The organism is Paenibacillus sp. P4_A7 (assembly GCF_056402455.1).
The window spans coordinates 1-15,972 of the sequence record NZ_JBFUHJ010000100.1 but is presented as its reverse complement, the minus strand read 5'-3'; the positions used below and the strand labels follow the sequence as shown (position 1 = coordinate 15,972).

The window sequence follows — 15,972 nt, the reverse complement described above, 5'->3', positions numbered from 1 at the left end:
GCGCTGTACACCATTATGAGCCCGATAGCAAGAATTAGTCCTATTGCAGTTAGCATCCAAATATCCGGGGCAGACCGCGCTTTTACCATAGCGAACACACCTCTTAGCATGGGGAAGTAGGGACATGCCCCCTACTTACAAGGTATGCGCCGAATCTTTAAAAATGCTCCCTCGCTGCTCGTATGAAGCAAACATATCCCAACTTGCACATGCCGGGGACAATAAAACGATGTCACCAGGCTCTGCCATAGCTGCTGCTTGCTTCACCGCTTGCTGAAGAACTTGCTCGGCGTCCTCAACAGGTTCGACTATTTCTACCTTTGTTAAACCTGCCAGCTTCGCAACATGAGCCAGCTTCTCACGAGTTTGACCTAAAGCCACCAACCCYTTTAGTCGCTCACGAAATAACGGGATCAACTCCATATAATCCGAACCACGATCAAGTCCACCTGCTATTAGTACGATTGGCGCCTCAAATGAACGAAGTCCTATCATTGTAGCAACGGGATTGGTCGCCTTTGAATCATTATAGTATTTGACACTATTCACTTCGCAAACAAGCTCCAGCCTATGCTCTACTGCTTTAAACTCCTTCAAAGGCGTTATAAGCTGTTCCGGTTCAGCTCCTGCAGCAAGAGCTGCTGCAATCGCGGCAAGCGCGTTAGCCGCATTGTGGCGGCCTGGAATACCTAACTCATTAACCGGCAAAATATTCACTTCAGCGCCGTTAGCTGTCCGAAAAACGATTTGTCTAACGACAGGTACTGCATTTTTTCCTGCTTCTTCAATTGTATAGATTTGATCCTGCTGGAAAGGAGGCTCGATATACACCCCTTGCTCTAATCTTTCATAAAGAGAGAATGGCAACAGTTGAGCTATTAACAGCTGGGATAACGCTCTGCATTCCGGATCATCCCAATTGATAACCGCGACATCTTCCTCTGTCTGGTTATCAAACAGCTTTACCTTGGAGTTTATGTAATCATCCATATCGCCATGGTAATCGAGATGTGTCTCTGCAATATTAAGCAGCAATGCAATACGAGGTCGGAACGAGCTCGTTCCTTTCAACTGAAAGCTGCTAAGCTCTGCAACGATTATTTGCTCTTCGGTTGCTTCAAGCGCCGCTTCACAGAGCGGGCGACCAATATTGCCTGCTATAATCGGTTTTAATCCTGCGCCGCTAAGCAGCTCGCCGATCCAAGTTGTCGTCGTTGTTTTACCATTCGATCCGGTAATACCTATAATTGGGGCCGGTGAAAGCCAATAAGCCACTTCCACCTCCGTAATAATCTCCACCCCCAATTCGGCCGCTCTCTGTAAGGGAGGAGCAGTGTAAGGAATACCAGGGTTTTTGATCAGCAATGCCGTGTCCTCGTTAACTAGATCGTCCGGATGATAACCGCATAGCACAGAAATGCCCAAAGCAGTCAACTCATCCGCTTCGGGGCATAATTCACGTTCCTTTTTATCGTTAACGATGACTTCCGCGCCTAACTGGTGAAATACTTTAGCAACGCTTACTCCGCTTCTAGCTAAGCCGAGTACGACAACTCGTTGGTTTTGATAAGATGCCGGATGGTTCATAAATGACAGTCCCTTCTATGGATACATGAAGCGGCCCCGCTCAAGCGAGAGCCGCTTTCTTATTAGTTTCTGAATTTAGATAACAAGTAGAAGTCCAAGCGCCGCCAGCACAAGTCCAACAAGCCAGAAGACAGTGACGACCTTCCATTCAGACCAACCACTCAATTCGAAATGGTGATGAATCGGACTCATTTTGAAAATACGCTTGCCTCGAAGTTTGAACGAACCTACTTGTAAAATAACCGATAGCATTTCCAGTACAAATACGCCGCCGATAATAACAAGTAGCAGCTCTGTTTTAGTCAAAATCGCTACTGCGGCTATACCTCCGCCTATACCCAGCGATCCCATATCGCCCATAAACACTTTAGCGGGATGTGCATTGAACACTAGAAAACCAAGCACTGCTCCTACCATAGCAGCAGAGAAAACCGCCGATTCATGCGCGGACATTTGAAGCGCTACAATTGTAAATGCACCAAAAGCGATTGCGCTTGTACCTGCAAGCAAGCCGTCTAGCCCATCCGTAAAGTTCACCGAATTGCTTGCAGCAAACATGATAATAACAACAAATGGGTAGTAAAACCAGCCTAAATCTATGCCAAAGGCTGTGCCTGGAATAGTAATCTCCGTGCTATGGTTCATATTGAACAGCATCGCACAAACAATTACGGAGAACAGAAGCTGACCGAACAGCTTCTGTCCTGCTGTCAAACCGAGTGAACGTTTAAACACAATTTTGATGTAATCATCTAAGAAGCCGACTAATCCAAACCCAAGCGATGCAGTTAACAACACCCAAAATTCAGGCGTTTTATCAGCAAACTTTAAGAAAGCAATCATGAGCGCAATCATTATAATAATACCGCCCATAGTCGGAGTACCGCTTTTTTTCAAATGACTTTCTGGACCATCCTGACGAATTTGCTGACCGAACTTCAGACGCCGAAGCAGTGGAATGAACAATGGTCCGAGCAAAACCGCTAGCAGAAACGAAGCACCAATTGAAAATAATATGACCATCATGTCCATATCCTCACCCCACCTCTAAAGCTTGGACAATCTGTTCCATCCGCAAACCGCGAGAGCCTTTGATGAGCACGAGGTCTGAGGGCTGAAGTTGACTGTGCAGCCATTCAGCAAGCTTTTCCTTGTCGTCAAAATGTTGAACTGAGCCGTCTGCCTCTTCTTGTGGGAAGCGCGACCTTGCTCCTGCGGCAATCTGCTGAGACAAAGGACCATACGTTAGCACAACATCTGCTTTACTCGGCGTAATGTAGGCGCCCACCTCAAAATGCAGCTCCTCTTCGTCCGGACCAAGCTCCAGCATATCGCCAAGCACTATCCACTTGCGGCGATAACCGTCTAGCCCTGCAACAAGATCAATGGCCGCTCTAACTGCAGTAGGATTTGCGTTATAAGCATCATTTAATATCATAGCACCATTAAATGCACGTACAGGCTCGATCCGCATACCTGTTAGCTTCATCGTGCTTAAGCCTTCAATAATTTTTGCAGCTGGAACACCGAAAAAACGGCCGACTGCAATGGCTGCAAGCGCGTTGCTCACATTATGCCTGCCAGGTACGGGTATCCGAACAGTTCCTAGTCCGCTTATGGCACCGTCATATGTTGCTTTGAAGGAGGCAGATTCCGGTTCAATGACGATATCTGCTGCCGACCATTCATTTGACTCAGACAAACCAAATGTCCGTTTCACAATTCCCGCAGGAATAACTGAACGTAGAAGCTCCTCTTCAAGCAAAGGCTCATCGCCGTTATATAAAAGCAAGCCATCCTCTCCAAGTCCCGAAGTTATTTCCAGCTTCGCCTTGGCAATACCGGCTCTTGAGCCCAATTGTAAGAGATGAGCATCACCAACATTCGTTATGATGGCTGCATCAGGTTGGGCGATCTTTGTAAGCAGCTCGATCTCGCCAAAGCCGCTCATACCCATCTCAAGCACAGCTACTTCTGTCTCTTCATCCAGCTGAAGGACCGTTAACGGAAGTCCGATTTCATTATTTAAATTTCCTTCTGTCTTATGCACAAGGTAAGTTGTGCCTAGAATAGCCGCTGTCATGTCTTTTGTAGTCGTCTTACCATTGCTGCCTGTAATGCCGACTACGCGAACAACAAGCTCGCTGCGGTATGCCGAAGCCAGACGTTGCAGCGCCACAAGTGTATCGCCGACGATAAGAAGAGGTATGCTCGCTTCCATTTCCGGCACCTCACGGCCCTTTTGCCAAAGCGCAGCCACCGCTCCATTATTCACCGCTTGCTCCAGATAGGCGTGTCCGTCGAACTGCTCGCCGACAAGCGGCACGAATAACTGACCCGCTTCTGTTCGCCGCGAGTCAGTTGTCACACCTGCTATGAGTAGTTCTTTATCATTTCCTTTGTAAATAGCGCCGCACATGTCGGCAACTTGTTTTATCGTACGCTTAATCAATGTATGATTCCCCTTATCGCTTCTTTAGCAACTTTTCTGTCGTCGAACGGGTACTTGACCCCGTCAATGTCCTGATACGTTTCATGACCTTTCCCCGCAATCAATACTACATCTCCTTGGCTTGCCATTTCAACCGCTTTTTGAATAGCAGCTTTCCGATCTGCAATTAATTCATATTTACTTGGGTCTATATTGCCACCTGTAAGTCCCTCTTCTATGTCCTTTAAAATAAGCTCCGGTGCCTCTGTTCGCGGATTATCAGATGTAATGATCACATGATTAGCATATCTCGCAGCTATCTGCCCCATTAATGGACGTTTCGTCCGATCACGATCACCGCCGCAGCCGAATACACATATAATTCGTTTCTCAGCAAACTGCTGAACGGCTCGCAATACATTATCGAGGCCATCAGGCGTATGCGCATAATCGACGATTACAGCAAAGCTTTGACCTGCTTGAACGGACTCTACGCGCCCTGGGACGCCTGGTATGGCTTCAAGACTCGCTTTGATAGCAGACAACTCAATTCCTTCTATTAAAACAGCTGAGATAGCAGCCAGCGCGTTATACACGTTAAACTTACCCGCCATTTGCAGTGTGATGTCCGCTTCCCCTCTAAATGTGTGGACATGAAACGATGTACCCTGAGCAGTAATGCGAATATTTGAAGCTCGCACATCCGCATCATTATCAACGCCATAGGTGATATACTCTACCGCGGTCAAATGGGTAAATTGCAAGGAAGCCGCATCATCCACATTTAGAATGGCGTAAGATCTCTCATCCTTATCACTCGAATATACGTTGCCTAATCTGGAAAAAAACAACCCTTTAACCGCTGCATAACGGCTCATCGTTTTATGATAATCTAGATGATCTTGTGTTAAATTAGTGAATATCGCGGTTCGAAAGCGGCAGCCCTTCACCCTTCCCTGTTCAAGCGCATGGGAGGAGACCTCCATTATACAGTAGCTTGTGCCTGCATCTCGCATCTCACCCAGATAGCGTTGCAATTGAAGTGACTCGGGTGTGGTGCCAGCCATTGGGTAGGTACGCCCCGCATACCGCCTTTCAATCGTGCCGATGACACCAGTCGTCTCACTATGATCATTAAGAATCTGTTCAATTAAATAGGTTATCGTCGTCTTTCCGTTTGTGCCTGTTACGCCAATAAGCTTAATCGCACTACTAGGATGCTTATAATAATAATCAGCAATAATCGACATGGCAAGCCTAGAATCCTTCACAATAATTTGCGGCATTTGCAAGGACAGCCTTCGTTCCGTGATGAACGCTGCTGCTCCGCTGGCARCTGCTTGGGGAGCAAACTGATGGCCATCGTAGGTGTGCCCCCGCAAACAGATAAATAATTGACCCTCGCTAATCTCTCGCGAATCTGTTTCGATACCGGTCAATTCCGTTTCTCCATCACCAATAACCTTCGCCGTCATGAGCAGTTCCGCAATTTCACTTAAACGCATCCGCTTCAACTCCTCCCTCTAGTGCCGACGGTTTTACTATATGCCACCGTAAGCACTCCCGTTAACTATCATTATAGTCAATGTGAGTGGGATATATTATCGTTGTCGCCCAAATAGATTCGGATCGTTGAGCCGCGGTCAACACGCGTTCCTGCGGCAGGCGCCTGTCGTATGACAGTTTTGCCAGAACCAGCCGAAGTAAGATAAAAATTCATGTTCATATCTTCATAAATATCAGATACCGTTTTGCCCACTAAATTAGGCACAGTCACGATTGGCGTTTCTCCATATTTATAAATGCGTTCAATTTGTTTCTCACGTGCCGGCACTTCCAAAATAGACAGGGCATCCTCCATAATGTTATGAACGATCGGTGCTGCTACAACTCCTCCGAATTGTATGCCCTGTGGATTATCCACCGCTACGTAAATAACGATTTTAGGATCATCCGCCGGTGCGAAGCCAATGAACGAAACAATATGTTCACTTGTCGAGTAACGCCCATTAATAACCTTCTGAGCTGTTCCCGTCTTTCCGCCTACCCGATAGCCATCAATAAATGCGTTTCGGCCTGTACCTTTGGCGACAACACTCTCGAGTGCTTCTCTTACCTGCTTGGACGTTTCTTCCGAAATAACCTTCCGCACCGCTTCCGGCTCTACGGTCTCAACGATTGCTTTGGTTTCCGGGTTGATCCATGCTTTAGCTACATGAGGCTTATAGAGTGTACCGCCATTAATAGCAGCGGAAACAGCTGCTATTTGCTGAATCGGTGTTACGGATACACCTTGACCGAACGCAGTAGTCGCCAACTCTACAGGACCTACCTGCTTAAGCTTGAACAAAATACCGTTTGCCTCGCCACCGATATCAATACCTGTCTTCGCGCCGAAGCCGAAGTTTTTAATATAATCAAATAGCTTTTCTTTTCCCAAGCGTTGACCTAACGTCACAAATCCAGGGTTACAAGAGTTTTCTACAACCTCAAGAAAGGTTTGACTGCCATGGCCGCCCTTCTTCCAGCAGCGAAGTCTCGCCCCTCCTACTTCAATCGCTCCAGGATCGAAAAACCGCTCATTTTTTAAATCAACCTTCTTTTCCTCCAATGCTGCTGCAAGAGTAATAATTTTAAAGGTCGAGCCCGGCTCGTAGGTCATCCAAATCGGAAGGTTGCGATTATAAATCTCTGACGACACTTCCTTGTATTTGTCCGGTTCATAGGTAGGTCTGCTAGCCATTCCTAAAATTTCACCCGAATCCGGATCCATTGCAATCGCAAGTATGCTGTTCGCTTGCAGCTTCGTCATCGCTTGATCAAGCTCGCGTTCCATTACCGTCTGGATTTGTTTGTCTATCGTTAATTGAACCGTCAGGCCATCCTTCGGTTCCGTATACGTATCGGAGGAATTAGGCATTTGACGCCCAGCGCCATCGGCTAGAAAAGAGACACTTCCGCCTATCCCATTCAGCTCGGTATTGTACATCGCTTCAATTCCCGTTAAACCTTGGTTATCGATACCGGTAAAACCGAGAACATGAGCTGCAAGACTGCCGAAAGGATAGAACCGCTTATTATCCTCAGCTACAACAATACCTGGCAAATTGAGCTCACGAATCTGCTGCGATTTCTCAAGGGTCATCTTCCGTCCGCCTGGTTTCAACTGCACAATCATCTTTTTTGTTTTTATTAATTTATATACTTTTTCCTCAGACATATCGAGCAACGGAGCAAGTCTCGCAGCGGTTGCTTGATGCTCCTTAATTTGCGCTGGAACAGCCCAAACCGTTGGTGAGCTAACATTATAAGCAAGCTGAACACCATTTCGGTCAATAATCTCTCCACGCTTCGCGACATACGGAATTTCCCGCCTCCAGGAATCCTCTGCCCTTGCCGTTAGTTCTGAACCCTGCCATAACTGGACATAACCTAGCCTGAGACACAAAGCTATAAATGACAAGCCTGCTAGTAAAAGTACAATGAACAAGCGGCGTCTAACCGTTACATTGGATACTTTCATTACTCGTTCCCCCTTCGCCTGACTGTTTCGAAGGAGCGCACATGACGCTCATTCCCAGCCTATTCGGGACAAGCGAGGGATAGAACAAGCTTTGCTTCCCTAGATTTTCAAAACAAATTAATCGCCAGTCGCATTTTGGTTTTGCCCTAAGGATCCATTTGATGAGTTATTAGATCCCGCATCCTAGTTAGTGCCATTGGTACCACTCTGCTCATCACTTACTTCTTTACCACTCGAGGTGGCTTCCGATCCCGGCTTCCCATCTCCAGCGGCTTTATCTGATTCAGCATCAGAAGATGGAACTACGACTCCCTTACCTTCAATCGGAGGTTCCAGCACAACCTTCAATACTCGTTTGTAATTAATTATTTCTTCCTCTTGTGAAACAATATAACCTTGCCCTTCCGTAATAAGACGAACTCCAATTAATGTTGTAATTTCAAGTGCATCTCGCAAAGAAGCACCAGTTAAATCCGGTACAGTGAGCTTTTCTTGCTTCTCAGTAATCAAATAAATTCGCTGTGTTGGGTGTACGGAAGTTCCTGCCGGCGGTATCTGCTGCAGTACTGTTCCCCCGCTGCCAACGATCTCATAGTTGAATGCCTTTGCTTTTAGTTCCGCTTTAGCTTTAAGGACATTAAGCTCTGTCAGTTTAGGAATTTTAACCGAAATTTCCTTCTTCGTGGAATCCGAATCTGACTTAAAGTTCGGTGCTACGCCCATTTTGCGCAGGCTTTTCAAAACAATCTCTTTAAAGGCAGGAGCAGCAACCGCGCCGCCCCCTTTCAAGGGATCATTAGGTTCGTCTACAATGATGTAGACAACGATTTTTGGATTATCAACGGGTGCATAGCCAATGAAGGACACCACAAATTTATCGTCCGAATAATTTCCGTTTATAACCTTTTGGGCTGTACCGGTTTTCCCGGCAACGCGATATCCGTCAATATAAGCATTTTTACCCGATCCAATCTTCGAATCGGATACGACCTGCTCTAGATATTCGCTAGTCAAACGTGAAGTTTCCGGAGAGATCACTTGACGAACTAATTTAGGCTTTGTATTTGTTGTTGTTTTCGTTACCGGATCCGTTATGCTCTTCACAATATGTGGCTGAAGCAGCTTCCCGCCATTGGCAACCGCTGCTACGGCGGCCACCTGCTGTATCGGTGTAACCGTAATAGCGCCTTGTCCAATCGGAGCTCTAGCCACATCACTTTTGTTATTGAATTTAATGGAGCCTGCCAGCTCCCCGCCTAGCTCTATGCCAGTCTTTTGTCCAAATCCAAAATCCGAATAATATTTACGCAGTTTTTCTTCTCCGAGTCCTTCATAACCTATTTTGACGAACGCAACGTTACTGGAACGCTTTAGGCCTTCGAGATAAGTGATATTCCCCCAACCTTCTCGCTTAATATCACGAATCGGTTTCGGTACGCCAGGAAGTTTAATTTGACCCGATTTAAATGTATCGTTCGGATTAAAGACGCCCTCTTCCACTGCTGCTGCAAGCGTCACGATCTTAAAGGTAGAACCTGGCTCATACAACGATTTAACCGCATGATTATAAGAGTTTGCATTGTTTTTCCAATACTCGTTCGGATTATGTTCAGGCATATTTGAAATCGCCAAAATTTCCATAGTTTGCGGATCAGCTGCTATCGCGGTAGCACTCTTAGGTGAATATTCAGCAACGACTTGTCTCAACGCTTCATCGACATAACCTTGAATTTCACTATCGATTGTTAAGGCTATATCCTGTCCATTCTCGACCGCCTTAAAGTCAACATCGCCTTCAGCTAACTGTACTCGTTTGCCATCCTTCTCATACTTAATATAACCATTCTCGCCTCTCAACTGCTCATCAAAAAAAGCTTCGATGCCAGTCTTTGCAACACCTTCTCTATCTAAATAACCAACTACCTGAGAGGCTGATGTATTTCTCGGATAATACCTATTCCAAGAATCGGTTAAATAGATACCTACATCAGTCACATCCTTTTTCTTCTCTTTCAATTCTTTCTTCAATTCATTCCGAAATTCAATGATTTGATCAGATACCTCCTTCTCAAGCTGCAAACCTCCTTTATTCAGCTCTCGATTCACATAATATTCTCCATCTTCCGTTTTCTTCATCGTCACTTGCTTGCGAAGCTCATCTTCAGGTATCTTCAAAATATCATGCAGACCCTTTACGACCTCCTCAACAATATCAGCTTCATGTATCGCCTTCGGATTAACGGAAACGTTGTACGAAATAGCATCCATAGCCAGCATATTGCCATTGCGATCCGTAATCGAGCCCCGTTTCGCTGTAAGTACTTCAGATGCTGACCACCGCTCCTTTGCTTTTCCATACCAAAATGCGCCGTCTATCACCTGAACATAATAGATTCGGCCTATTAAAATAACAAAAAGGAGGGTCATTATCCCTCCAAACATCAGTGTACGCAACTTAATTCGTTTCATCATTATTGTTCACCTAATCGCGCATAGCTGACTCAAGTTCTTTGTCAGCGGTTTGCACCGTTATGCCGCCTTCCAGTGAGCTAACCATGCCTTGAGACTCCGCCATTTTACGAATACGTTCCGGATCACTCAGCTTTTCTACCTGTTTCTTTAATACTTCCATTTCAACATTCATTGTTTGGTAATTATTGTTTAACTGCTTTATTTTCAAGTTCATATCATAGATTTGTGCGTATCTAAAAATAATAACACCGGCAACTGCTACACAAACCAATACAGTGAACATGTACAGCAACTTTTCCTGAACAGGTATCGTTTTGCGGGTAACAACGACTCGTTTCGTCTCGCGGATAGCTGGCTGCTGCTCCTGCTTACGCTTTGGCTGCAAAGCTAAATTACCATTCACGTACGCCATTTCAAATCCCCCTTTTACAATTTTTCTGCTACTCTAAGCTTTGCCGATCTTGCACGAGAATTGAGTTCAAGCTCTTGCTCGCTTGGTAATATCGGCTTGCGATTTATTAGCTTCATTTTCCCTTTATTTCCGCAGACACATAACGGAAAATCGGTTGGACAAGTACATTTCTCGACGTATTTACTAAACATCTGTTTACAAATTCGATCTTCTAACGAGTGAAACGTTATTACCGATGCTCGTCCGCCGGGCTTCAAGCATCTGATCGTCTGTTCAAGCGCCTCTTCCTCCGCACCCAGCTCATCATTAACCGCGATACGAAGCGCTTGGAAGGAACGTTTTGCAGGATGTCCCCCGGTTCGTCTAGTAGCAGCCGGTATAGACTCTTTAATTAACTCGGCGAGCTCGCCTGTCTTCTCAATTGGTGCTTTTTCTCTTTGCTTAATAATTCTGCGAGCAATTGAACGAGCAAACTTCTCTTCGCCATATCGATCCAGAATACGTGAAATATCACGTTCATCCCATGTATTTACAATTTCGTAAGCAGTTAATGCTTCATCTCGATCCATCCGCATATCAAGCGGTGCGTCATGATTATAGCTGAATCCCCGCTCCGCTTCATCAAGCTGCGGACTGGATACGCCTAAATCGAATAAAATCCCGTCTACTTGAGGAATACCATCTAGCACCTCAACGTCACAGCCGCGAAGCTCCTGCTCCAAATCGCGAAAGTTGCTTTTGACAAGCGTTACTTTATCCATATACGGAGCAAGTCTGATACGAGCATTCTCCAGAGCTAGATCATCTTGATCGAATGCGATTAAACGCCCTCCTTCGCCTAGGCGGGATGCGATTAGTTCACTATGACCCGCTCCTCCAAGCGTACAATCGACGTATACACCGTCTGGCTTTATTGCCAAACCATCAACCGCTTCTTCCAAAAGCACTGTAATATGCTGAAACACGCTTCAGCCCTCCATTCCTGTTGTTCAAACTAGAAGTTAAAATCGAAATCGACGAGCTTCTCGGCAATTTCGTTAAAGGTTTGCTCGGATTGCTCGTAATAGCCATCCCACGTCTGTTTACTCCAAATCTCTACGCGACCTGACACGCCGAGCACCATACAATCTTTATCAAGCTTCGCATAGTCGCGAAGATGGCTGGGTATGTTTACCCTTCCCTGTTTATCGAGCTCACATTCCGTAGCACCGGAAAAGAAAAACCGAGTAAACGCGCGCGCGTCAGATTTCATGAGCGGCAGCGTTTTTAACTTCTGCTCTAGTACACTCCACTCACTCATTGGATAAACGAATAAGCAGTTATCAAGACCGCGAGTTGCAATAAATGAGTTACCGAGCGCATCGCGGAACTTAGACGGAATGATGATGCGGCCTTTTTCATCAATGCTATGTTGATATTCCCCCATAAACATGTGATCGCCCCACCTCTTCCCCTATGTCCACCACTTTGCCCCACTTTTCCCCACTAAGATGAATAGTTCGCCACCTAAAATAAAAATCCTGCTCAATGAGCAGGATTTTTTAAAATATATAAGCACATTAATAAATTTTCATTTATTATGTGCATAATTTCTCCGTGAAACGTTTGTTTTCTTTGAGAATGGTGATAATCGATGACATCGGATTTAATTTATCAGGTTAATAGTTAAGATGATGATGGTGGTTGTTGCTCATCTCCTGCATGTACAGATTCTTGCAACTTATTTTGTTTTTTTCTGCGTAAAAGCCAGAGAACAGGAGCAATAATGATTGCGAGAAGAACTACGACTGGCAAAGCTCCGGCCAGTATAACGAGAAGCAGCTTGAGACCGTCCACTACGACCTTAGCACTTCCTGTTAATGCTCTAGACATTTGTCCTCCTAACGCTTCCTTATCCGCATTGGCCAACTTAATGGCTTGATCAGTTTGAGTCATACGCAGCTCCACCGTCGAGAAGGATACGTTTTTATCCAAGAATCGGATTTTACCCTTTATTCGTTCAATATCCTCTTGTACGGATGACAACTGATCAGAGAACTTCAATAAATCATCTGCCTTAACCGCTTTCTCCATCATCACCAGCAATCTCTCCTCGACTAACTGCCTCGCTTTCAGCCTAGACTCGAGGTCTACATATTCTTCAGAAACATCTTTGCCTCCGATGCTTCTCTCGAAATAGCGGTGTTCGATTTGCTCCACTCGATCAATAAATGATTTAAACCCTGCTGCTGGCACTTTGATCGTATAGCTGGATCCTATTTCACCGTTCTGCTTTGTATCCTCAAATTGCAAAATATAACCGCCGCTTTTTTCGATGGCTTTTTCCAGCTCTGCAGCTGCCTTAGCCAGATCTCCAACCTGCATATTAAGGTCAGCGGTATAAATAATTTTCTGGATAAATCCGCCTATATTCGTTAGATTACTATCCAGAAAGCCTCCGCCACCTCCAGCCTCTGTTTCAGCTGCTTCTCCTTTTTCAGCATCCACTGTTGAAGTGTCTCTAAACAAACTGTCGTTCTTTGCCTTCGAATCCGATTCACTTAGTGAGTAGCTGATCGAACTAGATTTATTGGAATCACTAGCCGAGCATCCCGCAATTAAACCTATTATAATAATTATTACGACCCATACACTTATCCTCTTTTTATGTGTTTGCAACAAAAGCCCCCCCTTTGCTATTTTAACTTCAGACGAAGTCTAGATGTGAAAGGTTACATTTTATAGAAATTTCATCAAGCCTGTTGATTAACCTAATACTGGAAACCAATAACAAGCAATAAGGAGCACAAAAACGGTTCGTATAAATATAGGAGAGTATAAGTTTCACGCTTATACTCTGCCTATATTTCGCAGTGAAACGAGCATATGCCGCCAGAAAAAGGCCCATCCGTTTACGCGTGTGCCGCATAGTTTAAAATTCTGAAACTAAATGAGGCTGCAATAGGGTGAACTGCGATTTAGTGTCAACGGATGAACGTAATTGCTGGTTGAGTGCGATCTATGCCCTCTCTTTGATGGATTAGTTGCATATTCTGAAATTACACCATCACTATTTCCACAAGAATACTCATTAGTCTCACATTGTGATACTAATTGAATATGGCCACCAAGCTGCTTATGATTAATCACATGTAAAGCAATATCCTATCGACAAATAGATAGATAGTTGTAAACAATCGTTCTATTTACTCACAGAGTAACCATTTCTGTTTTTAGATACCTTATATTAGTTAATCAACAGGCGTGCAATTGCACAAACTATTATCCAACGCAAGCGTAAACGGTTGTCGCCGACCTAGGCGGTATAAACGTTCGTTTCGCGTAGATAGATAAGCACATTTATATGTGGAAACTTATAAATTCTTATCTATCAAAAAGAGCCGCGATTGCTCGCGGCTCTTCTACTACGCTTTATGCGGTTATTCTGCTTCTTTCCAGCTGTCTAAATAAGCAATCTGCTCTTCTGTCAGCTTATCAATCCCGAAGCCAAGCGCCTCCAGCTTCAAGCGAGCAACTTGCTCGTCAAGCTCATAAGGCACATTAACGACTTGATTACCGATTGCTGCATAATTATCATTTACATATTTAAGTGAAATGGCTTGAAGCGCAAACGTCATATCCATAATTTCCGCTGGATGACCGTCACCTGCCGCCAAATTCACAAGACGACCTTCAGCAAGCAGATAGATGCTCCGTCCGTCCTGCAGCTTATATTCCTCAATGTTGCGACGAACGGTACGAACGCTTGATGACATGGCTGCCAGCTCCACCTTATTCGCCTCAACGTCGAAGTGACCCGCATTCGAAATGATAGCGCCATCCTTCATTACTTCATAGTGTTCGCCGCGAATAACATCACGGTTTCCAGTCACGGTAACGAAAAACTCTCCTATTTTCGCTGCTTCAATCATCGGCATAACAGCAAATCCGTCCATGTACGCTTCAACCGCTTTGATTGCATCGATTTCAGTCACAACAACATTTGCTCCAAGACCTTTAGCACGCATTGCAACGCCCTTGCCGCACCAGCCATAGCCGACGACAACTACCGTTTTACCGGCAACCATTAGGTTCGTTGTCCGATTAATGCCATCCCATACCGATTGACCTGTACCATAGCGATTATCGAATAAATGCTTACAATACGCATCATTAACAGCGACCATAGGGAACTTTAATGAGCCGTCCTTCTCCATCGCCTTTAGCCTAATGATACCAGTAGTTGTTTCCTCAGCTCCGCCGCGCAGATTAACCGCCAGATCACTTCGTTCAGCATGCAAAATCGTAGCCAGATCGCCGCCGTCATCAATAATGAGATCAGGCTTTGATTCAAGCGCCTTAATATTCAATTGTTTAAATTCTTCAGCACTCGGATTGTATTTTGCGAAAACCGTAATACCATCCTCAACGAGAGCTGCACAAACATCATCTTGTGTGGATAATGGGTTGCTGCCTGTAATGGTAACTTCAGCACCACCTGCTTTGACTACTTTAGCCAAATATGCTGTCTTCGCTTCCAAATGAAGTGCAATGGTAACCTTTAATCCTTTGAAGGGCTGTTCCTTCTCAAATTGGTCACGGATCGTATTTAGAACAGGCATATGCGCACGTACCCAATCGATCTTAAGATGGCCTTCCGGCGCTAATGCAAGATCAGCAATAATACTATTGTCAGCTGTACTCATAATGAATGAACCCCCTGAAATATAATGTTCGATTTATAAATATACGATTTGATGGCCACCCGTGCGGCTATAGGGTGCTTCTAACAACTTATCCAACCAAATCTTATCATAACGATTCCAGTATGCAGTCATGTTAAGCACACGCTCCTGAGGCTTACCTGCAGGCATAATCGACAAGTTAATCCGATCAAGCTGGCGAGTCGAAGCTTCGAATTGCTTATTAAAAGCATCTACCGTCTTCGAGCCCATATAATTGATTTGCTCTAGAATTTTCTGTAAATTCGTATCACCGAGCTTCGATAGGGATGGTTGTACGGACGTTGCCAGCTCAAGAAGCGGCTTATACATTTGCTCAAATGAGTTTCTTACTACTTCAAATCGCGGCTCGATAGACAGACCATCCTGCTCTTTCAGCCATCCCGCTTTGCGTTCCTCGAAATGCAGCATTACATCCTCGAAAGACAGTTCATACTTCTGCATATGCTTAGCAATTGTTCCTTCGATCAGCGTGAATGACATACGAGGTACAATGATCGGCATTTCCATACTTAATGTTTTGAAGGCTTCACCCGTTAATGCCCAGTACGCGATTTCTCCAGCGCCTAACACCGTTCCAAGCACAGGGAACAAATAATCTTGCATGAGCGGACGTGTCAGTACATTATTGCTGAACTGCTCTGGTTGCTCATCAAGCAGTTGTAATAATTGCTCCTTCGTCCATGAAGCGTTACCCTTGCGATCCTGAAACAATCCATCCCGCTTATGCAGAAGCGTTCTCTCATTGCCGTTATCAGCTTGAAAAACAAACAAATTCGCACTTCCGGCTGTTACATCAGCTTGCAAAGAATACCCTAACTGCTTT

At 45.0% G+C, this 15,972-nt stretch carries 12 protein-coding genes; all 12 read right to left on the bottom strand.

Going from position 1 to position 15,972, the window contains the following annotated elements:
- Nucleotides 1–135 precede the first annotated feature (135 nt).
- A complete protein-coding gene (gene murD, locus AC1DWN_RS14835; RefSeq protein WP_477559674.1) occupies nt 136–1,587 on the bottom strand; it encodes a UDP-N-acetylmuramoyl-L-alanine--D-glutamate ligase in 1,452 nt (483 codons plus the stop codon).
- A gap of 75 nt (nt 1,588–1,662) precedes the next feature.
- Entirely contained in the window at nt 1,663–2,619 is a 957-nt protein-coding gene (gene mraY / locus AC1DWN_RS14830; RefSeq protein WP_477559673.1) for a phospho-N-acetylmuramoyl-pentapeptide-transferase, read from the bottom strand.
- Between the two features lie 4 nt (nt 2,620–2,623).
- Complete coding sequence (locus AC1DWN_RS14825; protein ID WP_477559672.1) at nt 2,624–4,039, bottom strand: UDP-N-acetylmuramoyl-tripeptide--D-alanyl-D-alanine ligase; 1,416 nt, start codon at nt 4,037–4,039, stop codon at nt 2,624–2,626.
- Nucleotides 4,036–5,523, bottom strand: coding sequence for a UDP-N-acetylmuramoyl-L-alanyl-D-glutamate--2,6-diaminopimelate ligase (locus AC1DWN_RS14820; RefSeq protein ID WP_477559671.1), 1,488 nt, complete (start codon nt 5,521–5,523; stop codon nt 4,036–4,038). The genes AC1DWN_RS14825 and AC1DWN_RS14820 overlap by 4 nt, the downstream gene beginning before the upstream one ends.
- A 77-nt stretch (nt 5,524–5,600) precedes the next feature.
- Complete coding sequence (locus tag AC1DWN_RS14815) at nt 5,601–7,541, bottom strand: stage V sporulation protein D (protein ID WP_477559670.1); 1,941 nt, start codon at nt 7,539–7,541, stop codon at nt 5,601–5,603.
- A 183-nt stretch (nt 7,542–7,724) separates the two neighbouring features.
- Complete coding sequence (locus tag AC1DWN_RS14810) at nt 7,725–10,013, bottom strand: penicillin-binding transpeptidase domain-containing protein (RefSeq protein ID WP_477559669.1); 2,289 nt, start codon at nt 10,011–10,013, stop codon at nt 7,725–7,727.
- A gap of 10 nt (nt 10,014–10,023) precedes the next feature.
- Nucleotides 10,024–10,425, bottom strand: coding sequence for a cell division protein FtsL (ftsL, locus tag AC1DWN_RS14805; RefSeq protein WP_477559668.1), 402 nt, complete (start codon nt 10,423–10,425; stop codon nt 10,024–10,026).
- Nucleotides 10,426–10,439: 14 nt separating this feature from the next.
- The gene (rsmH, locus tag AC1DWN_RS14800; protein WP_477559667.1) at nt 10,440–11,390 is read right to left on the bottom strand and encodes a 16S rRNA (cytosine(1402)-N(4))-methyltransferase RsmH; all 951 of its coding nucleotides are present in this window, start codon (nt 11,388–11,390) and stop codon (nt 10,440–10,442) included.
- Between the two features lie 29 nt (nt 11,391–11,419).
- A complete protein-coding gene (gene mraZ, locus AC1DWN_RS14795) occupies nt 11,420–11,857 on the bottom strand; it encodes a division/cell wall cluster transcriptional repressor MraZ (RefSeq protein ID WP_477559666.1) in 438 nt (145 codons plus the stop codon).
- A 233-nt stretch (nt 11,858–12,090) separates the two neighbouring features.
- Entirely contained in the window at nt 12,091–13,083 is a 993-nt protein-coding gene (locus AC1DWN_RS14790; protein ID WP_477559665.1) for a DUF4349 domain-containing protein, read from the bottom strand.
- 761 nt (nt 13,084–13,844) lie between these two features.
- Nucleotides 13,845–15,110 (bottom strand): adenosylhomocysteinase, encoded by a 1,266-nt coding sequence (locus AC1DWN_RS14785; RefSeq protein WP_477559664.1) that lies wholly within the window; start codon nt 15,108–15,110, stop codon nt 13,845–13,847.
- Nucleotides 15,111–15,143: 33 nt separating this feature from the next.
- Nucleotides 15,144–15,972, bottom strand: an 829-nt coding sequence (bshC, locus tag AC1DWN_RS14780) for a bacillithiol biosynthesis protein BshC (protein WP_477559663.1), incomplete at its 5' end; no start/stop codon positions are given.